Below are 18599 nucleotides of genomic sequence, written 5' to 3' on the forward strand. Positions count from 1 at the left end.
AGGAGCGCGCGATGTCCCCAGACGTCCCCGTGGACGAGTTCGACTATGTCGTGGTCGGCGGCGGCACGGCCGGTGCCGTCGTGGCGGCCCGGCTCAGCGAGGACCCGGCGGCCACCGTCTGCCTCCTGGAGGCCGGCCCCTCCGACGTCGGCGACGAGAACGTGCTGCGCCTGGACCGCTGGATGGGGCTGCTGGAGTCCGGCTACGACTGGGACTATCCGGTCGAACCGCAGGAGAACGGCAACAGCTTCATGCGGCACGCCCGCGCCAAGGTGCTCGGCGGCTGCTCCTCGCACAACTCCTGCATCGCCTTCTGGGCCCCGGCCGAGGACCTCGACGAGTGGGCCGCGATGGGCGCCACGGGCTGGAGCGCGGCCGACTGCTTCCCCCTCTACCAGCGGCTGGAGACCAACGACGCCCCCGGCGACCACCACGGCCGCAACGGCCCGGTCACCCTGCGCACCGTCCCGCCCCACGACCCGTGCGGGGCGGCCCTGCTGGAGGCCTGTGTCGCCGCCGGCATCCCGACCACCCCGTTCAACACCGGCAAGACCGTCGTCCGGGGCGCGAACTGGTTCCAGATCAACTGCCGCCCGGACGGCACCCGTTCCTCCGCGTCGGTGTCCTATCTGCACCCCCTCATGGGCACCCGCAAGAACCTCGACATCCGCACCGGCCTCCAGGCCAAGCACCTGAATTTCGACTCCGCCCGGCGCTGCACCGGCGTGGACTACCTCGCACCGGACCTGATCCACACCCGCACCGTCAACGCCCGCCGCGAGACCGTCGTCTGCTGCGGCGCCATCGACACCCCCAAGCTCCTCATGCTCTCCGGCATCGGCCCGGCCACCCATCTGCGGGCCACCGCCATCGAGCCGCTCGTCGACTCCCCCGGCGTCGGTTCCTCCCTCCAGGACCACCCGGAGGGTGTGATCATGTGGGACGCCAAGCGACCCATGGTCGAGACGTCCACCCAGTGGTGGGAGATCGGCATCTTCGTGAACACCGAACCGGGCCTGGACCGCCCGGACCTGATGTTCCACTACGGCAGCGTGCCCTTCGACATGAACACCTACCGCCGCGGCTACCCCACGTCGGAGAACGCCTTCTGCCTCACCCCGAACGTCACCCGGGCCCGCTCCCGCGGCACGGTCCGGCTGCGCACCCGCGACTTCCGCGACAAGCCCATGGTGGACCCGCGCTACTTCACCGACGAGCACGACGTCCGCGTGATGATCCACGGCCTGCGCCTGGCGCGCGAGATCGTCTCCCAGCCCCCGATGGCCGAGTGGGCCGGCACCGAACTCGCCCCCGGCCCTTCCACCCACTCCGACGCCGACCTGTTCGACTACATCCGCGCCACCCACAACACCGTCTACCACCCCGCGTCCACGGTCCGGATGGGCGCTCCCGACGACCCGTCGACGCCCCTCGACCCCCACTTGCGCGTCAAGGGGGTGACGGGTCTGCGGGTGGCCGACGCCTCGGTGATGCCGTTCCTGCCGGCCGTGAACCCCTGTATCACCACGATGATGATCGGGGAGAAGTGCGCGGACCTGATGCGCGCCGACTGACCGGCGCCCCGGCGCACAGCGACGACCTACGAGGTGGGCTCCCTTCGCCGGCATGGTCCGGATCAGGTGCTAGGGGTCGCCGTCCGGTCTTCCGACCTTCCGGCCTCTCAGCCCGGCCTTCCTTCACGTCCTCGGCGGCAACCAGAGTTGCCTTCCCCGAGGCCGGTCCGGTCGGACTCCCTCGCTCGCCCCGTAGGCCTGCCCTCAGGATACTCCCGACCAAACTGAATGGAACAGTCAATTCGGACTTTTTCCCGGCGGCGCCCGGAAAAGCAGAAAACCCCTGCTCAGCAGGGGTTTTCGTTGGTGTCCGAGGGGGGACTTGAACCCCCACGCCCGATAAAGGGCACTAGCACCTCAAGCTAGCGCGTCTGCCATTCCGCCACCCGGACTAGGTGTGATCTTCGCGGGGCGCTTCCCGCGGCGACGTGGACAACAATACCAAGGTTTCGGAGTGCCTTTCACCTGCGTATCCGTCCGCTACATAACTTCGATTTATGGGCATCGAGGGACATGTCGCGCATATCAGTGGCCCCCGCAGGCCACGTGCGCTCCCGCCGCCGGGGGGCTTCCCCCCGGCGGCGAGGCCGTACGGCTACGGCATCAGGTGGTAGTCGGGGAAGTTGCCCGGCAGGCGTTCGGCGGCCGGGCCCTCGGTGACCGCGCGGACCAGGAGGTCGCCGCCGACGAACGCACCGCTCCAGGAGTTGCCGAAGCCGCCGAAGAGCTCGTCGCGGTCACCGCGGGAGCGGGGCTTGCCGTGGCCGACCTTGAACGCGCGGATCTGCGGGGCGAGGCGGTCGAAGGTCTCCTTGTCGTCGCAGGACAGGCTGGCGACCAGGGCGCCGTTGCTGGCGTTCATGGCGGCGAGGAGCTCGGCCTCGGTGTCGACGAGGACGAGGGTGTCGACGGGGCCGAAGGGCTCGGCGTGGTGGAGCGGGGAGGAGGAGGGCGGGGCCAGGAGGGTGGTGGGCGGGAAGTAGGCCGAGGTGTCCTGGGAGGGCAGGAAGTGGCCGTCGGCGAGGCTGCCGCGGTGCAGCGGGACGGCGCCCCGGGAGATCGCCTCGGTGGTGAGGCCGGCGAGCTCCTTGGCCTTGGCGGCGTTGATCAGCGGGCCGAAGTCGAGTTCGGGCAGCGGGTCGGCCGGATCGGCGACGGCCAGCGGGTGGCCGAACCGGACACCGCGCACGGCCGGGAGGTATGCGGCGAGGAAGTCGGCGAAAGCCTCACGCTGGACGACGAAGCGGGGGTAGGCGGTGCAGCGCTGCTTGGCGTAGTCGAAGGTCTTGCGCACCAGCGGGGTCAGGGACGGCCAGTCGGTGTAGTTCCAGATGCCCCAGGTGTTGAGGCCCTCCTGTTCGAGGATGTGGCGTTTGCCGAGGTCGGCGACGGCGGTGGCGACCCTGGCCCCGGTGTCGCGGCCGCCGACGAAGGAGACGCAGCCGATCTCCGGCGAACGGACGAGGGCCGGCGAGAGTTCTTTGCCGCTGCCGCTGACCAGGGTGGCCGGGACCCCTTCACGGACGGCCAGGGCACAGGCCAGCGTGAGACAGGCCAGGCCGCCGTCGGTGGGGGTCTTGGCGATCACGGCGTTGCCGGCCAGCGCCTGGACGAGCATCGCGTGGATCAGCACCGACATCGGGTAGTTCCAGCTAGCGATGTTGCTGACCGGGCCGGGCAGCGGGGCGCGGCCGGCGACCATCCCGTCGATCCCGGAGACGTACCAGCGGACGCCGTCGATGGCGCGGTCGACATCGGCCTGGGCGAGCTTCCAGGGCTTGCCGATCTCCCAGACGAGCAGCAGCGCGAGCAGTTCGCGGTGCCCGGTCAGCGCGTCGAGGGCCGCGGAGATCCGGGCCTTGCGGTCCGTCAGCGGCACCTGGCGCCAGGCCCGGTGCTGGTCGAGACCGGCGCGTACGGCGTGCAGCGCGGCGTCCGCGTCGAGGCGGGGCGGGCCGGCGATGGGGGTGTTGTCGACGGGGCTGGTGGCGGGCAGCGGGTCGCCGTCCGGATGCCAGGCGGCGGCCCAGAGGTTGAGGACCCGGTCGTCGCGGAAGGCTTCGGGGGCGGCGGCCAGGCTGCGCCGCCAGGCGTCCTGCCAGGACGTTCCGGGTTTGAGGGCGAGCGTCGGGGCGGGCGAGGTGTGCGCGTCGTGCTGCGGGTTCGAGGGGGCGGTGGGGGCCATCGGTGTCTCCGCTCTCGGTGCACGGCCGGAGGGACAGGGTGGTGGCGCTCGGGCGGCTCCCGGAGGAACCGTGTTACTGGACGGTAGTGGGCAGGGCGGCACCGCGGGACGGTCCGGCGTCAGGTATGGCGAGTGTCACTCGGCGCGGGCGGCGGGGCCACCCGGGTGAGGCGACCGCGTGGCTCCCGGGGGCGGCTCGGGCCGCCGGCACTCCCGGTATCCGGCGCCAACAGGCGGTAGCAGAAGGGAAGTTGCCCGGCGCGCAACGCGGCGAGGGTGGGCGGCGCCGCGATGGCACCGCCCACCCTCGTCCGTCGTGCGTACCGGCTCAGCCGGCCGCGGGTTCGGCCGGCTCCCCCGTCTCCTGGGTCCGGTCGGCGATCGCCCGGTGGTGGCGGACGACCTCCCCGATGATGAAGTTGAGGAACTTCTCGGCGAAGGCCGGATCCAGCCTGGCGTCCTCGGCCAGCCGGCGCAGCCGCTCGATCTGTGCGGCCTCGCGGGCCGGGTCGGCGGGCGGCAGGCTGTGCCGGGCCTTGAGCTCGCCGACCTGCTGGGTGCACTTGAAGCGCTCGGCGAGCAGGTGCACCAGGGCGGCGTCGAGGTTGTCGATGCTGCCGCGCAGATAGCTCAGCCGCTCACGGGCCGCCTCGTCGGCGACGGCTGCCGCTTCGCCGGCCGCCGGTGCTGTCCCCTCGCTCATGTGCGTCTCGCCATTCGTGGTTCGGTTGCCTGGTGCGGTGTCGTGCGGGTGCTGTTTCCGCGATGATCGGGTGCACATTACCCGGACGGTGACGGGCGGCCGGGCCGGTCTCGCCGATCGGACCGGAGCGGGCCCTTCCGGGCGGGCGGGACCCTGCCGGGGCCGCAGCGACGGCGGACGCGGTTCTCTCGTGATCCTGACGCCCCCGGCGCCGGTGGCCCGGGGTCTCTCCTCGCGGACCACGCCCGGTGGCAGGCTCCCCCACAGAACCCGCCACCGGGCCGCTCATCCCGGGGCGCGGCACGCGGCCCGTCCCCGGCTCAGGCACATACCCAGGTCGCGGTCCCGCCATCCCTCATTTCGCTCCGAGGATCCGGGCGATGTGGGGGACACCGGTCCGCCCAGGCGGACGGTTCACTTGACCGGCGGCGACATCGAGGCCGACCGTCCTACGGGCGCGCGGACGGCGGGACGGTACGGGCTCCCCCTGGGAGGATGAGCCCGGTCGCACCTGGCAGCCGACCGACCATCGGCGCCGGACAACGCAGGGGGTAATCGCCATGAGCAGGGACCGAATCCGTATCGCGGGGGCCGATGTCGCCGTCGTGGGCGGCAGTATCGCGGGGTGCGCCACGGCGCTGGCCGCCCACCGGGGCGGCGCGGGCCGGGTCACCGTCTTCGAACGCACCGCCGGGCACCTCGCGGACCGCGGGGTCGGCCTCGCGGTGCACAACGCCCGGTACGCCGAACTCGCGTCCGCCGGGTATCTGGACACCGGCATGCCGTGGGTGCAGCTGACCACCCGTCGCTGGTACGTCCGCGACGGCGCCGCTCCGCTCGGCCGCGAGATCGGGACGCTGCCCTTTCCGTTCCGCTCGTACTGCTGGGGGCCGCTCTGGCGGGAGTTACGGCGGCGGCTGCCCGAGGAGACCGTCTTCCGGCCGGGGGTGCGGGTGGACGCGGTCGCCGAGACGGCGGACGGCGCCACCCTCCGCCTCGACGGCGCCGACGACGGGGGCGAGAGCGCCGCGGGCCACGGCGAGCGGTACGGTCCCGGCTCCGGCAGCGGCCGCCGCAGCGAGCACTTCGACCTGGTCATCGGCGCCGACGGCTATCGCTCGGTGGTCCGCGAGGCCGCGTTTCCCGGCGTGCGGCCCGACTACGCGGGCTATCTCGCCTGGCGCGGCGCGGTCCCGGCCGAGCGGCTGACGGAACTCCGCTTCCCCGGCCTGCCGGCCGGCCCCTGGGCCGAAGAGGACTGCGTCTACGGCGTCTTCGACGGCGGCCATGTCATCATCTACCGCATCCCGGACGGCGCGGGGGGCCACCGCGCGAACTGGGTCCTGTACACCGCCCCGCCCGCCGGTCTCGACCTGGGCCTCGACACCCCCACCAGCCTGCCGCCCGGCACCCTCACGGACGCCCTGCACGCCCATTTCGCCTACGTCACCGACGAGCTGCTGCCGCCCTACTGGGGCGGGCTGATGCGGCTGACGCCACGTCACGAGCTGTTCATCCAGCCGATGTACGACTTCACCGCGGCGCGCTACACCGCGGGCCGGCTGCTGCTCGCGGGCGACGCGGCCACCGTCGCCCGCCCGCACACCGGCGCCGGCGCGGTCAAGGCGCTGCAGGACGCCGCGGCCCTGGAGGCCGCGCTGCGCGCCACGCCGGAGCGGCCCGACGCGGCGGCCGGGTACGGCGCCGAGCGCGGCGCGGCCGGCCGGACGATGGTCGAGCTGGGGCGGCGGCTGGGCCGGTTCCTGGTCCAGGACACCCCGGACTGGCGGACGCTGGACCAGGCCGGGCTGACGGCCGCCTGGGCCGCGGCCGACGGCTCGGGCTCCTTCGGCGGCCGGGAGCTGAAGAGCTGACGCCGCGGGACACCGCGCACCGCGCTCCGCCGGCCGGCGGGGCCGGCCGGTGCGCGGTGCGACGCCCGGCTGCCGCGCCGCACCGCCGTGCAGGACAATGGAACGCCGGGGCCGCCGCGCCGCACGCCCCCGGTGACCAGGGCGGCGGCCTGCGCACCACGGGCTCCGGCCCGCCACACGGACAGCACCGGGACCGGGCACGGCCCGGTGCGGACGGGACTGATCAGACATGGGACGGGTCACCGAGCGACGCCGCGTCATCCGCATCCGCGACGGTGCCGTGAGCACCCGCCCGGACACCCTCGTCGCCGAGGAACCGCTGGAGATCCGGCTCGGCGGCAAACCGCTCGCGATCACCATGCGCACGCCGGGCGACGACTTCGCGCTCGCCGCCGGCTTCCTGGTCAGCGAGGGCGTCCTGGCGAGCGCCGACGACCTGGCGAACATCGTCTACTGCGCGGGGGCGACCGCGGACGGCGAGAACACCTACAACGTCGTGGACGTCCGGCTCGCCGACGGGGTCCCGGTCCCGGACATCACCCTGGAGCGCAACGTCTATACGTCGTCGTCGTGCGGGCTGTGCGGCAAGGCGAGCCTGGACGCGGTGCGCACCACCACCCGCTGGCCCCTGGACGCCTCCCCCGCCGCCCCGTTCCGTATCGAGCCGGCGACGCTCGCCGCCCTGCCCGACCGGCTGCGGGCCGCACAGCGGGTGTTCGAACGGACCGGGGGGCTGCACGCCGCGGCACTGTTCACGACGGACGGCGAGCTGCTCGACATCCGGGAGGACGTGGGGCGGCACAACGCTGTGGACAAGATCGTCGGCCGGGCGCTGCAACAGGGGCGGCTGCCGCTGTCGTCGAGCGTGCTGATGGTCTCCGGCCGGGCGTCGTTCGAGCTGGCGCAGAAGGCCGTGATGGCGGGCGTGCCCGTGCTGGCCGCGGTCTCGGCGCCCTCCTCGCTCGCGGTCGATCTGGCGGCCGAGACCGGGCTGACGCTGGTCGGGTTCCTGCGCGGCTCCTCGATGAACGTGTACGCGGGCGAGCACCGTCTCGCCCTGCCGGCCGAGGCCGCCACCCCCACGGGCTGAGGCCGCGTACGGGCGCACGGGCCGGCGCGGCGGCCGCCCCTCCCCGCCCGTGGCTCACCCCTCCGGCAGCGCGATCCGGGTCAGCAGCGCGACCAACTGCTCGCGTTCGGCGGGGGTGAGGTCCGCGGTCAGCTCCGCGTTGGCCTCGTCGCCGAGCTGCTGGGTGCGGCGCAGCCGCCGGCGGCCGTCGGCGGAGATCTCGACGGCGTTCTTGCGCCGGTCCCGGGGGTCGGGGGTGCGGGTCACCAGCCCGTCCCGCTGGAGGTCGTTGACGATGGCGACCATGTCCTTGGGGTCGATGCGCAGCGTCCGGCCGAGCTCCGCCTGGGAGACCGGGCCGAGTTCGCCGACGGCCGACAGCACGGCGTGGTGCATCATCCGCATGCCTTCGGCGGCGAGGGCGTCGGCGACCAGGCGGTGACCGCGGGCGGCGGCGCGGCCCAGCAGCCAGCTGGGGAGCGCGCGGATCCGGCTGGGGGCGTACGGGGTGTCGGCCATGGGGCCACCGTACCCAGAAAACCATTGGCAGGCCCTACGAAAAACCATTGGCGCACCCCATGAATATCGCTATTGTTGGTGTACCCAACGAAGCCCGGCCGGCGCGTGCCGTCCGGCGATCCCGGAGGTGTCCGCCCATGCGCCGAGTCCGTTTCCACACCTACGGCGGCCCCGAGGTCCTGCGCGTCGAGGAGGCCGGGGCGCCGGTGCCAGGCCCCGGCGACCTGCTGGTGCGCACGGACGCGATCGGCGTCACGCTGCCGTGCGTACGGCGGGTGCGCGGGGACGGCAGGGGCGGCGGCGATCCGCTGCCCGCCACACCCGGCGGCGAGATCGCCGGCACGGTCGTCGCGCTCGGCCCGGACGTCACCGGCTTCGCCCCCGGCGACCGCGTCACCTCGCTCACCCTCACCGGCTCCTACGCCGAACTCGCCCTGGCACCCGCCTTCCTGGCGAGCCGGATTCCGGACGACGCCGGTGCCGTGGAGGCGGTGGCGCTGGTGCGCGGCGGCCAGGTCGCGCTCGCCGCGCTCAGCACCGCGGCGCCGCGGGGCGCCGAGTCCGTACTGATCACCGGCGCGGCGAGCGCCACCGGGCACCTCGCCGTCCAACTCGCCAAGCTCCAGGGGGTGCCGCGGGTGGTGGCCGCGGTCGGCTCGGCCGCCAAGGCGGAGTTCCTGTACGGGCTGGGGGCCGACGAAGTAGTGGTCTACGACCAGGAGTCCTGGGGCGCGCCGGTCGATGTCGTCCTGGACGGCGTCGGCGGCGACCTGCTGCCGCGCGCGCTGGCCGCAGTGGCTCCCGGCGGCCGGCTGATCTTCTTCAACTCCGGTGGCGGGACGGTCCCGGCGCACGAGCTGCTGGCGGGCGCCAAGACCATCACGGGCCTGACGATGCGCCGCTTCTCCACCGTCCACCGGGAGCGGCACGAGCAGCACCGGGCGCGGCTGTGGGAGCTGTCCCGGGCCGGCCGGCTGCGGGCCGCGGTGCACGCCGAACTCCCCCTGGCCGAGGCCGCGAAGGCGCACGAGATCATCGAGGCCAGGGCCAACCTCGGCAAGGTGGTGCTGCGGCCGTGAGGCACGGTGGCCGTCGGCGGCATCGGCGGCGCACCCGTCCCACCGGGCACTCCCGGCCCTCGCACCGCACGGGCGCTCCCGGCACGGCGCCTGCGGGCCGGGAGAGTGAATTACGCCCGCGGCACGGAGAACCGCCGCACGCTCCTTGTCGCGGTCCGCACGCGGCAGTAGCTTCCGTCGCGATGCACATAGGACGTGGGATGTCCTGATGACCCGACGCCGATGCCTCGAAGGGCAGGCCGGACCATGACGTCAGCTCTCCGCGCACACCCCAGCCGCCGCAGCAGACCCCGGCGACCGCGCGCCGCGGCCCTGCTCGCCGCACTGGCCGCCACCGCCCTCGCCCTCCTGCCGACCGCTCCCGCGCAGGCCGCGCCTGACGGGGCGTCGGGCCGTACCCGTGCCGCCGCGACGGCGTCCCCCGCAGGGGGCTTCGACCAGCAGATCCTCTTCAAGTCCTCCCAGGAACAGGGCTACTCCTGCTTCCGTATACCGGCCGTCGTGCGGTCCGTACGCGGCACCCTGCTCGCGTTCGCCGAGGGCCGGCGGCACGACTGCGGCGACGCGGGCGACATCGACCTCGTCCTCAAGCGCTCCACCGACGGCGGCCGGACCTGGGGCCCGCTCCAGGTCGTCAACCACGGCGACGGCGACACCCACGGCAACCCGGCGCCGATCGTGGACCGCCGCACCGGCCGGATCGTGCTCGCCGAGACCTACAACAAGGGCCGCGCCGACGGCCTCAACTGCGATGTCCCCTGCGATCGCACCCCGCACCTCCAGTACAGCGACGACGACGGCGCGACCTGGTCCGCGCCCCGGGACCTGACCGCCGCCCTCCGCCCCCCGCGGTGGAACTCCTGGTACGCCACCGGGCCCGTGCACGGCATCCAGCTCACCCGCGGACGGCATGCGGGCCGGCTGGTCTTCGGCATCAACGCCGAGAGCTACGCGGGAGGCCGGGTCACCGCCAACCACGCCGCCCTGGTCCACAGCGACGACGGCGGCGCCACCTGGCGGGTCGGCGCGCTGGACACCTGGCCCGTCGCCGCAGCGGGCACGTTCCGTCAGAAGCCCTCGGAGATGACGCTCCTGGAACGCTCCGACGGCACGCTCTACGTCAACGGGCGGGAACAGGACGGCACCGACCTCGGCCACCGCACCGCCGCGGTCAGCCGCGACGGCGGCGCCTCCTTCGCCGCGCCGTTCCGCGCCCTGCCCGACCTCTACTCCCCGATGGTGCAGGGCTCGGCGCTGCGGCTGGCGCACCCGCGCGCCGGCCGCGGCCGCACCCTGTTCGCGGCGCCCGCCGACCCCGACCGGCGCCGGACCATGACCATCCGCTCCTCCTGGGACGAGGGCCGCACTTGGGAGGGCGTCGACCGGGGCGCCCGGGTCACCACCGACTGGTCCGGCTATTCGGACCTGGTCGCCGTCTCCGACGACGTCACCGGCCTGCTGTACGAGGGCGGCGCGGTCGACGCCCGGGACGAGATCCGTTTCGCGCGCTTCACCGAGGACTGGCTCGGCCCGCGCCGCGGTCCGGACCCCACCACCCGCGACGCCGCCCCCGGCGCCCGGCCGGCCCTCGTCCTGGGCGGCGCCCGGACCACCGCAGGACGCTTCGGGCAGGCACTGTCCTTCGACGGCACGGACGACGCGGTACGCCTCCCCTTCCGCCGCTCCCTTCCCCTGGGCACCCACGACTTCACCTGCAGCCTGTGGTTCCGCTACGACGCCGCCACGGGCGAACAGCCGCTGTTGTGGATGGGCGGGGTGGGCGCCAGGGCCCCGCAGGTCGCGGTGGAGGGCGACCCCGGACACCACCGGATCACCGCCCGCCTCACCGCCGTCGACGGCGCCGCCCCGGCCGCCACCGCGCAGGCCGTCACCCACGACGGCTACAACGACGGCGGCTGGCACCATCTCGCGCTGCGCCGTACGGGCGGCCGGCTGCTGCTCACCGTGGACGGCGGCGAGACCGGTGTCGTCCCCGATGTCCCGGGATCGGTGAGCCAGGGCTCGGTCTTCGGCGTGCACCTGGGCCAGCGGCCCGACAGCCGCGCCCAGTTCACCGGCGCGCTGGACGAGGTCCGCGTCTACCGGCGGGCCCTGACCGACGCCGAACTGGCCGAAGTCCGCAGTGACAACGCCCCGGTGCGCGCCCCGCTGGTCCTGGGGCTGGCGCTGGACCGGGTGCGCGGGGCCGCGCGGAGCTGAGCCGACGCGCCGCCCCGGCCCGCCCGGCCCGCGCGCCGGGCGGGCCTCAGCCCCGCGTCCCGCCCACCCCGGCCTCGGCCTCGCGCCCCGCACCGGCCGCGGCCCCCGCCGGTGCGGCTGCCGTCCCGGCCGCCGGACGGGCGGTGGCGGCGTAGCGCTTCGCCAGCACCGCACACACCATCAACTGCATCTGGTGGAAGAGCATCAGCGGCAGCACCGCCAGACCGGCCTGCGCGCCGAACAGCACACTGGCCATCGGCAGTCCGGTCGCCAGACTCTTCTTGGAACCGGCGAAGGTGATCGCGATGCGGTCCTCGCGGGGGAAACCGAGCCGCTTCGCGCCGTACGAGGTGACGGTCAGCATCACCGCGAGCAGCACGGCCTCCACCCCCAGCAGGCCCAGCAGCCGCGGGGCCGAGACCTGGTGCCAGATGCCCTCGACCATGCCGGCGCTGAAAGCCGTGTAGACCACGAGCAGTATCGAGCCGCGGTCCACCGTGCCGAGGGCCTTCCTGTGGCGGACCAGGAAGCCGCCGACCCACCGGCGCAGCAGTTGCCCGGCCGCGAACGGCACCAGCAGCCGGCAGACGATCGACAGCAGCGCGTCGGCCGAGAAGCCACCGCCGCTCCCGTGCAGGACGAGGCCCGCCAGCAGCGGTGTGGCGACGATGCCGACGAGGCTGGAGAACGACCCCGCGCAGATCGCCGCCGCGACATTGCCGCGGGCCAGGGAGGTGAAGGCGATCGAGGACTGGATCGTCGACGGCACCAGGCACAGGAACAGCAGCCCGGTGTGGAGGGCGGGCGGCAGGACGGCGGGGACCAGGGCGCGCGCGGCCAGTCCGAGCACCGGGAAGAGCACGAAGGTGCAGGCCAGGACGGTGAGATGGAGCCGCCAGTGGCGCAGCCCGGCCATCGCCTCGCGGGTGGAGAGCCGGGCGCCGTAGAGGAAGAAGAGCAGCGCGACGGCGCCGGTGGAGGTGCTCTCGGCGACGGTGGCGGCCGGGCCGCGGGCGGGCAGCACGGCGGCCAGGGCGACCGTGCCCACCAGCGCCAGGACATAGCCGTCCACGAGCAGCCAGGAGGGAAGCTTCGGCAGAGGGCGGCGCATGGTCTCTCTTCGGTCGTTCGACGGCTCCCGTACGGGTGGCACGGCCACGGGCCCTCCAGGGTGCCGCGCCCACCGGAAATCGGGAAACCCTCTTACCGTGGTCACTGTTATTCCGTTTCGCGATGCCCGGCAGCTGGGGGTGCACGGGGAGGGCGGCAGCGGACGACAGCACCCGAGCGGAGGGCCCGTGTTCGACCCCGCGCAGTTGCGCACCTTTCTCGCCGTGGCGCAGACCCTGAGCTTCACCCAGGCCGCGCACCGGCTCGGGCTGCGGCAGTCGACCGTGAGCCAGCACGTGCGGAAGCTGGAGGACGCCGCCGGGCGCCGGCTGTTCGCCCGGGACACCCATGCCGTGGAGCTGACCGAGGACGGCGAGGCCATGCTCGGTTTCGCCCGCACGATCCTGGAGGCGAACGAGCGGGCCGCGGGCTTCTTCGCGGGCACCCGGCTGCGCGGCAGGCTGCGCTTCGGCGCCTCGGAGGACTTCGTGCTGACCCGGATGCCGGAGGTCCTGGAGGAGTTCCGCCGGGAGCACCCCGAGGTCGACCTGGAGCTGACGGTCGAGCTGTCGGGGACCCTGCACGAGCTGCTGGCGGCCGGGCGGCTCGATCTCGTCCTCGCCAAGAGGCGCCCGGACGAGGCGCGCGGCCGGCTGGTGTGGCGCGACCGGCTGGTGTGGGTGGGTGCCCAGCGGCTGCGCCTCGATCCGCGGCGCCCGGTCCCGCTGGTCGTCTACCCGCCGCCCGCGCTCACCCGCGCCCGCGCGCTGGAGACGCTGGAGCGGGCGGGCCGGGAATGGCGTATCACCTGCACCAGCGGAAGCCTCAACGGACTGATCGCCGCAACTCGGGCAGGTCTGGGCGTCATGGCACATACGAGGGGCATGATCCCGCCAGGTCTGGTCCGGATTTCCTCCCGTGCGGGCCTGCCGGAACTCGGCGGAGTGGAGTTCGTCCTGCTCCACGGGCGGGCCGAACGCGCCGCACGGGGCCCGGCGGAGGCGCTGGCCGACGCGATCCTGGCGGGCGGCGACCGGCTGCAGATCCCCTAGGAGCACGCCCTTGATCCACCGGAAAAGCCGCTGGCCGCGGGCTCCGCGCCGGGGCCGGCCGGCGCGTTCAGTGCCAGGTGCAGAGATTTGGTGCAGATATGGTCCCGGCGTCGTGATCGTCCGGCGGCGAACCGGCTGGATCATGTCCAAGCTTCTCCGAAGTAACCCGATTTCGGCGCTTGGCCAGATCCCGTGCGGCCCGATTCACGACGTGGTACGGCTCTGCCGGATGCCGTCACGGTGGGGTACGGTCGCGGCCTTGTGAGCAACACCACGAGGAGCTGGGTCATTGCGCGAGTTCACCGTCCCACCTTTGGCGACCGCGCCCCGGGTCGGCGGGCTGGCGGATGTCGTCTACGAGTACGCCGAGGCCGATCCCGAGCGCGTCGCCTTCGCCCGTAAGGACGACGCGGGCAACTGGCAGAACGTCACCGCCGGGCAGTTCCGGGACGAGGTCCTCGCCCTCGCCAAGGGCCTCCTCGCGCAGGGCGTCCGCTTCGGCGACCGCGTCGGCATCATGTCCCGTACGCGCTACGAGTGGACCCTGTTCGACTTCGCCCTGTGGTCGATCGGCGTCCAGTCCGTACCGCTGTATCCGACGTCGTCGGCGGAGCAGGTCTTCTGGATGCTGCACAACGCGGGCGTCTCGGCGTGCCTGGTCGAGCACGAGGACCATGCGATGACCATCGGCTCGGTCATCGACCGGCTTCCGCAGCTGCGCAAGCTGTGGCAGCTGGACGCCGACCCGGTGGCCGAACTGACCGCGGCCGGCGCGCACATCGACGACGACGTGGTGCACCGCCACCGGATGGCCGTCACCCCGGACGCCACCGCGACGATCATCTACACCTCCGGCACCACCGGCCGCCCCAAGGGCTGTGTGATCACGCACGCCAACTTCATGGCCGAGGCCGACAACATCGTGCTGCGCCACGAGACGGTCTTCACCTCCAAGGGCGACGAGGAAGCCGCCACCCTGCTGTTCCTGCCGCTGGCGCACGTCTTCGGGCGGATGGTGCAGGTCGCCGCGGTCCGCGGCCGGGTCAAACTGGGCCACCAGCCCGAGCTGGCGGCCCGGGCGCTCCTGCCCGACCTGCAGACCTTCCGGCCGACGTTCATCCTCGCGGTGCCGTACATCTTCGAGAAGGTCTTCGCCGCGGCCCGGCGCAAGGCGGAGGCCGACGGCAAGGCCGGGCCGTTCGACAAGGCCGTCGAGATCGCCGTCCGCTACGCCGAGGCACAGGAGCACAAGGCCTTCGGCACCGGGTCGGGGCCCAGCGCCGCGCTGCGGATGCAGCACCAGTTCTTCGACAAGGTCGTCTACAGCAAGGTCCGGGCGGCGATGGGCGGCCGGGTGCGGCACGCGATGTCGGGCGGCTCGGCGATGGAGCGCCGGCTCGGGCTGTTCTTCGACGGCGCCGGCGTCCGGATCTTCGAGGGCTACGGCCTGACGGAGAGCACCGCGGCCGCCACCGCCAACCCGCCCGAGCGGACCCGCTTCGGCACCGTCGGCACCCCCGTGCCCGGCACCACCGTGCACATCGCGGAGGACGGCGAGATCTGGCTGTACGGCGGGCAGATCTTCCACGGCTACCACAACGACCCCAAGGCGACCGACGCCGTGCTGCACGACGGCTGGTTCTCCACGGGGGACCTGGGGGCGCTGGACGAGGACGGCTATCTGACGATCACCGGCCGGAAGAAGGAGATCCTGGTCACCTCCGGCGGCAAGACCGTCTCGCCGGTGGGGCTGGAGGAGCGGGTGCGGGCGCATCCGCTGGTCGCCCAGTGCATCGTCGTCGGCAACGACCGGCCGTTCATCGCGGCCCTGGTGACCCTGGACCCGGAGGCGGTCGCGCACTGGCTGGCCATGCGGGAGAAGCCGGAGATGCCGCCGACCGACCTGGTGCGCGACCCGGACCTGGAGACCGAGATCCGGCGCGCGGTGGTCGCCGCCAACACGCTGGTCTCGCAGGCCGAGTCGATCCGTACCTTCCGGATACTGGCCAACCAGTTCAGCGAGGAGCACGGCCTGCTGACCCCGTCGCTGAAGCTCAAGCGCAAGGCGATCGAGACGGCCTACGAGGTCGAGGTGGACGCGCTGTACCGGACGTGACGGACGGTGGGGGCGCCACGGGTGCGGCGCCCCCACCGCACCCGCGTCCCGGCCGCCCCTCCCCCGTCCGGCGGACCCGGATCGCCCGCGGGCCGGACGGCCGCCGCACCGCTCCCGGCGAGGCTGCTGCCATGAAGAGCAGCCGCCTCACCCGCCTCGGCTGGATCGCGGTCGTCGCCTGCGTGCCCTACCTCGCCCTCAAACTCCTGTGGGTGCTGGGCCTCGACGTCGGCGTCGTCGACGCCTCCCGCTTCAGCCGCACCACCTGGATCGCGGCCAACGCCGCCACCTTCCTCCTCGACGCCGTCGCCGCGGTCGTGGCCCACACCCTCACCCGCCCGGCCGGCCGCCGCGCCCCGGCCTGGCTGCTGGCCCTCCCCCTGTGGGCGGCCGCCGGGCTGCTCCTCCCGCTGCTGACGGGGCTCCTCGGCGGCAGCCTGACCGGCCTGGTCACCGGTGCCCGCAACCCGCTGGCCGACGGCGACTTCCTCCAGCCATGGGTCTTCGGCGTCGTCTACGGCGGCTTCCTCGTGGAGGCCGTCACCCTGCTCGGGGCCTTCGCGGTGTACGCGCACCAGCGCTGGGGCGCCCTGCTGCGCCGCCCGCTGGGCGCGCTGCCCCGTACCGGCAGCCGGGCGCTGCAGCGGCTCTTCCTGCTGCCCGCGGCCGCGGTGCTCGCGGCGCTGGGCACCGTCCGTGTCCTGTGGGGCGCGGGCGCCGGCCCCGGGACGCCGACGGCCGGTGGGCCGCCCCGCACGGTCCTCTCGGCCGCCTCGGACTGCGCCCAGGGCGGGTACGCGGTCGCGGGCGCCGTGGGGCTGGTGCTCCTGGTCCTGCCCGGCCTGCTGCCCCGGCTCCGGGTCCGTACGCCGCTGGCCCTGGCCTGGGCCGGGAGTGCCACGGTCTTCGCGTGCGGCGGCTGCACCTGGCTCGTGCAGGCGGTGGCCGGCGGCCTCTTCGGCGCCGGTGCGGTCCCCGGCGGCCTGCCCGGTCTGCTGGGCGCGCTGGAGCTGTGCACGGGGCTCGTGGTGCTCTGCGCCGGTGCGTTCGCCCTCTGCGAACTGGCCGTCGCGGCGGGCCCCGCACCGGCGGCCTCGGAGCGGGGCGTGCCGGCTCCGCCCGCCCCGGGCACACGGGAAGACCCCCTGTCGTCCGCATCGCTTCGCGCCGTGCGGGAATGCGCGTCCACGGATGATCGTTGACATCCGTGAACGAGAAAGCCGACGTAAGGACCGATTCCCCCGTGAGCAAGGTTCCCTCCATCACGCTCAACAACGGCGTCACGATGCCGCAGCTCGGCTTCGGCGTCTGGCAGGTCGAGAACGACGAGGCGTTCACCACCGTCGGCCAGGCCCTGGACGCCGGGTACCGCAGCATCGACACCGCGGCGATCTACGGCAACGAAGAGGGCACGGGCAAGGCGCTGGCCGCATCCGGCATCCCCCGTGACGAGCTGTTCGTCACGACCAAGCTCTGGAACGCCGAACAGGGCCACGACTCCACCCTGCGTGCCTTCGACGCCTCCCTGGCCAAGCTCGGCCTGGAGTACGTGGACCTCTACCTGATCCACTGGCCGCTGCCGTCGAAGGACCTCTACGTCGAGACGTACCGGGCCTTCGAGAAGATCTACGCGGAGGGCCGCGCCAAGGCCATCGGCGTCTCGAACTTCCTGCCCGGACACCTGGAGCGGCTGATGGGCGAGACCTCCGTCGTCCCGGCCGTCAACCAGATCGAGCTGCACCCGCAGCTCTCGCAGGCCGAGTCCCGCGCCTTCCACGCCCGGCACAACATCGTCACCGAGGCCTGGTCGCCGCTCGGCCAGGGCAGGGGTCTCCTGGAGAACCCCGCGATCGCCGAGCTCGCCGCCAAGCACGGCAGGACGCCCGCCCAGGTGGTGCTGCGCTGGCACCTCCAGCTCGGCAACGTCGTCATCCCGAAGTCCGTCACCCCCTCGCGCATCGCCGAGAACATCGACGTCTTCGGCTTCGAGCTGGACGACGAGGACCTCGCCACCCTCGCCCGCCTGGACACCGGCACCCGTCTCGGCCCGGACCCGGCCACCTTCGACGTGGCCTGACCGGCCCGCTCGCACGGCGCCGCCCGGCTCGTCCGGGCGGCGCCGTCGTCGTACCCGAGTGGCGGGCCCGGCGGACGCCAGGAAGTGTGGAGGGTGAGCGTGGGGCGGTCACGGCGGTCCGCCGACCGGGGCCCCTGCCCCTGCGCTCCGCCCTTGCTCCCCCGTGCCCAGGCATGGGAGGTGCCCCCATCGAGGAGGCCACGATGCCCGAAGTCACCTCTCCCTACCAGGCCGGGACGCCCTGCTGGGTCGATCTCGCGGCTCCCGACCAGCAGGCCGCCATCGACTTCTACTCCGAGGTCTTCGGGTGGGCCGGAGAGGTCGGGCCCGCGGAGACCGGGGGCTACGCCGTCTGCACCCTGAACGGCAAACCGGTGGCCGGCATCATGGCCGCGGTCCCGATGGGCGGCCAGCCCGCGCCGCCGACCGTGTGGACCAGCTACCTGGCGGCCGCCGACGCGGGCGCCACCTCCCAGGCGGTGAGCCAGGCCGGCGGCACGCTGCTGATGCCGGTCACGGACGTGATGTCACTGGGCCGGATGTGCATCGCGGCCGACCCCACCGGCGCGGTGTTCGGTATCTGGCAGCCGATGGACTTCCCCGGCGCCGGCATCGTCAACGAGTCCGGCGCGCTGATCTGGAACGAACTCAACACCACCGAACCGTCCGCCGCCGCCGCGTTCTACAAGGCGGCCTTCGGCATCGAGAGCGCCCCCATGGAGGGCGCCGAGCACTACTACGGCCTGACGGTGAACGACCGGCCGGTGGGCGGCATGCAGCCGATGTCCGAGCAGATGCCGGCCGACACCCCCTCGCACTGGCTGGTGTACTTCGCGGTGGCGGACACCGACGCCACCGTCGACAAGATCACCTCGGCCGGCGGCGCGGCGCTGCAGCAGCCCTTCGACATGGTCGCCGGACGCATGGCGGTGGTGACCGACCCGCAGGGCGCGACCTTCGCCGTGATCAATCCGAAGCCGATGGACCAGGGCTGATCAGGGGCGTCGCGAACTGATGTGAC

At 73.5% G+C, this 18599-nt stretch carries 14 protein-coding genes and 1 tRNA gene; 10 read left to right on the top strand and 5 right to left on the bottom strand.

Translation table 11 applies throughout. From position 1 onward, the window contains the following. Positions 1-11 precede the first annotated feature (11 nt). On the top strand, positions 12-1574 hold the full coding sequence (locus tag K7396_RS06750; RefSeq protein WP_086715043.1) for a GMC family oxidoreductase: 1563 nt from the start codon (positions 12-14) through the stop codon (positions 1572-1574). A 304-nt stretch (positions 1575-1878) separates the two neighbouring features. On the opposite strand, the gene K7396_RS06755 is transcribed toward K7396_RS06750, so the two are convergent. From K7396_RS06755 to K7396_RS06765, 3 genes are all read right to left on the bottom strand, one after another. Then, positions 1879-1966 (bottom strand) — tRNA-Leu (locus K7396_RS06755). Between the two features lie 203 nt (positions 1967-2169). Next, the gene (locus K7396_RS06760; protein ID WP_152104333.1) at positions 2170-3759 is read right to left on the bottom strand and encodes an aldehyde dehydrogenase family protein; all 1590 of its coding nucleotides are present in this window, start codon (positions 3757-3759) and stop codon (positions 2170-2172) included. A gap of 328 nt (positions 3760-4087) precedes the next feature. Then, the gene (locus K7396_RS06765; RefSeq protein ID WP_086720754.1) at positions 4088-4462 is read right to left on the bottom strand and encodes a chorismate mutase; all 375 of its coding nucleotides are present in this window, start codon (positions 4460-4462) and stop codon (positions 4088-4090) included. A gap of 560 nt (positions 4463-5022) precedes the next feature. Here K7396_RS06765 and K7396_RS06770 point away from each other — a divergent pair. Both K7396_RS06770 and fdhD read left to right on the top strand, forming a co-directional pair. After that, positions 5023-6336, top strand: a complete 1314-nt coding sequence (locus tag K7396_RS06770; RefSeq protein WP_086720753.1) for an FAD-dependent monooxygenase — start codon at positions 5023-5025, stop codon at positions 6334-6336. A 229-nt stretch (positions 6337-6565) separates the two neighbouring features. After that, positions 6566-7426, top strand: coding sequence for a formate dehydrogenase accessory sulfurtransferase FdhD (gene fdhD, locus K7396_RS06775; protein WP_086720752.1), 861 nt, complete (start codon positions 6566-6568; stop codon positions 7424-7426). Between the two features lie 54 nt (positions 7427-7480). Here the strand turns inward: fdhD and K7396_RS06780 are convergent, their stop codons facing one another. Beyond that, positions 7481-7924, bottom strand: a complete 444-nt coding sequence (locus K7396_RS06780) for a MarR family winged helix-turn-helix transcriptional regulator (RefSeq protein ID WP_086720751.1) — start codon at positions 7922-7924, stop codon at positions 7481-7483. 137 nt (positions 7925-8061) lie between these two features. On the opposite strand from K7396_RS06780, the gene K7396_RS06785 reads away from it, so the two are divergent. Next, complete coding sequence (locus K7396_RS06785) at positions 8062-9003, top strand: quinone oxidoreductase family protein (RefSeq protein WP_086720750.1); 942 nt, start codon at positions 8062-8064, stop codon at positions 9001-9003. Between the two features lie 246 nt (positions 9004-9249). Beyond that, positions 9250-11223 carry a sialidase family protein gene (locus tag K7396_RS06790; protein ID WP_152104332.1) on the top strand — a complete coding sequence of 658 codons (1974 nt, stop codon included), beginning with the start codon at positions 9250-9252 and terminating at the stop codon, positions 11221-11223. A gap of 46 nt (positions 11224-11269) precedes the next feature. Here K7396_RS06790 and K7396_RS06795 read toward each other — a convergent pair whose 3' ends face one another. Then, the gene (locus tag K7396_RS06795) at positions 11270-12334 is read right to left on the bottom strand and encodes a bile acid:sodium symporter family protein (RefSeq protein ID WP_152104331.1); all 1065 of its coding nucleotides are present in this window, start codon (positions 12332-12334) and stop codon (positions 11270-11272) included. A gap of 187 nt (positions 12335-12521) precedes the next feature. Here K7396_RS06795 and K7396_RS06800 point away from each other — a divergent pair, with 187 nt between their 5' ends. From K7396_RS06800 to K7396_RS06820, 5 genes are all read left to right on the top strand, one after another. Then, positions 12522-13385, top strand: a complete 864-nt coding sequence (locus K7396_RS06800) for a LysR family transcriptional regulator (protein WP_086717037.1) — start codon at positions 12522-12524, stop codon at positions 13383-13385. A 289-nt stretch (positions 13386-13674) separates the two neighbouring features. Continuing rightward, the gene (locus K7396_RS06805) at positions 13675-15501 is read left to right on the top strand and encodes an AMP-dependent synthetase/ligase (RefSeq protein ID WP_174886848.1); all 1827 of its coding nucleotides are present in this window, start codon (positions 13675-13677) and stop codon (positions 15499-15501) included. 131 nt (positions 15502-15632) lie between these two features. Then, entirely contained in the window at positions 15633-16703 is a 1071-nt protein-coding gene (locus K7396_RS06810) for a hypothetical protein (RefSeq protein ID WP_086717039.1), read from the top strand. 41 nt (positions 16704-16744) lie between these two features. Then, the gene (locus K7396_RS06815; protein WP_086717040.1) at positions 16745-17578 is read left to right on the top strand and encodes an aldo/keto reductase; all 834 of its coding nucleotides are present in this window, start codon (positions 16745-16747) and stop codon (positions 17576-17578) included. A gap of 203 nt (positions 17579-17781) precedes the next feature. After that, a complete protein-coding gene (locus tag K7396_RS06820; protein ID WP_086717041.1) occupies positions 17782-18573 on the top strand; it encodes a VOC family protein in 792 nt (263 codons plus the stop codon). Positions 18574-18599 lie beyond the last annotated feature (26 nt).

This window comes from Streptomyces angustmyceticus, assembly GCF_019933235.1.
GTDB lineage: Bacteria > Actinomycetota > Actinomycetes > Streptomycetales > Streptomycetaceae > Streptomyces > Streptomyces angustmyceticus.

What these genes read in the sequence shown, in the direction of transcription:
- K7396_RS06770 (WP_086720753.1), top strand. Translation starts at nt 5,023, where the DNA reads ATGAGCAGGGACCGAATCCGTATCGCGGGGGCCGATGTCGCCGTCGTG.
- K7396_RS06760 (WP_152104333.1), bottom strand. Translation starts at nt 3,759, where the DNA reads ATGGCCCCCACCGCCCCCTCGAACCCGCAGCACGACGCGCACACCTCG.
- K7396_RS06750 (WP_086715043.1), top strand. Translation starts at nt 12, where the DNA reads ATGTCCCCAGACGTCCCCGTGGACGAGTTCGACTATGTCGTGGTCGGC.
- K7396_RS06790 (WP_152104332.1), top strand. Translation starts at nt 9,250, where the DNA reads ATGACGTCAGCTCTCCGCGCACACCCCAGCCGCCGCAGCAGACCCCGG.
- K7396_RS06765 (WP_086720754.1), bottom strand. Translation starts at nt 4,462, where the DNA reads ATGAGCGAGGGGACAGCACCGGCGGCCGGCGAAGCGGCAGCCGTCGCC.
- fdhD (WP_086720752.1), top strand. Translation starts at nt 6,566, where the DNA reads ATGGGACGGGTCACCGAGCGACGCCGCGTCATCCGCATCCGCGACGGT.
- K7396_RS06795 (WP_152104331.1), bottom strand. Translation starts at nt 12,334, where the DNA reads ATGCGCCGCCCTCTGCCGAAGCTTCCCTCCTGGCTGCTCGTGGACGGC.
- K7396_RS06820 (WP_086717041.1), top strand. Translation starts at nt 17,782, where the DNA reads ATGCCCGAAGTCACCTCTCCCTACCAGGCCGGGACGCCCTGCTGGGTC.
- K7396_RS06785 (WP_086720750.1), top strand. Translation starts at nt 8,062, where the DNA reads ATGCGCCGAGTCCGTTTCCACACCTACGGCGGCCCCGAGGTCCTGCGC.
- K7396_RS06810 (WP_086717039.1), top strand. Translation starts at nt 15,633, where the DNA reads ATGAAGAGCAGCCGCCTCACCCGCCTCGGCTGGATCGCGGTCGTCGCC.
- K7396_RS06780 (WP_086720751.1), bottom strand. Translation starts at nt 7,924, where the DNA reads ATGGCCGACACCCCGTACGCCCCCAGCCGGATCCGCGCGCTCCCCAGC.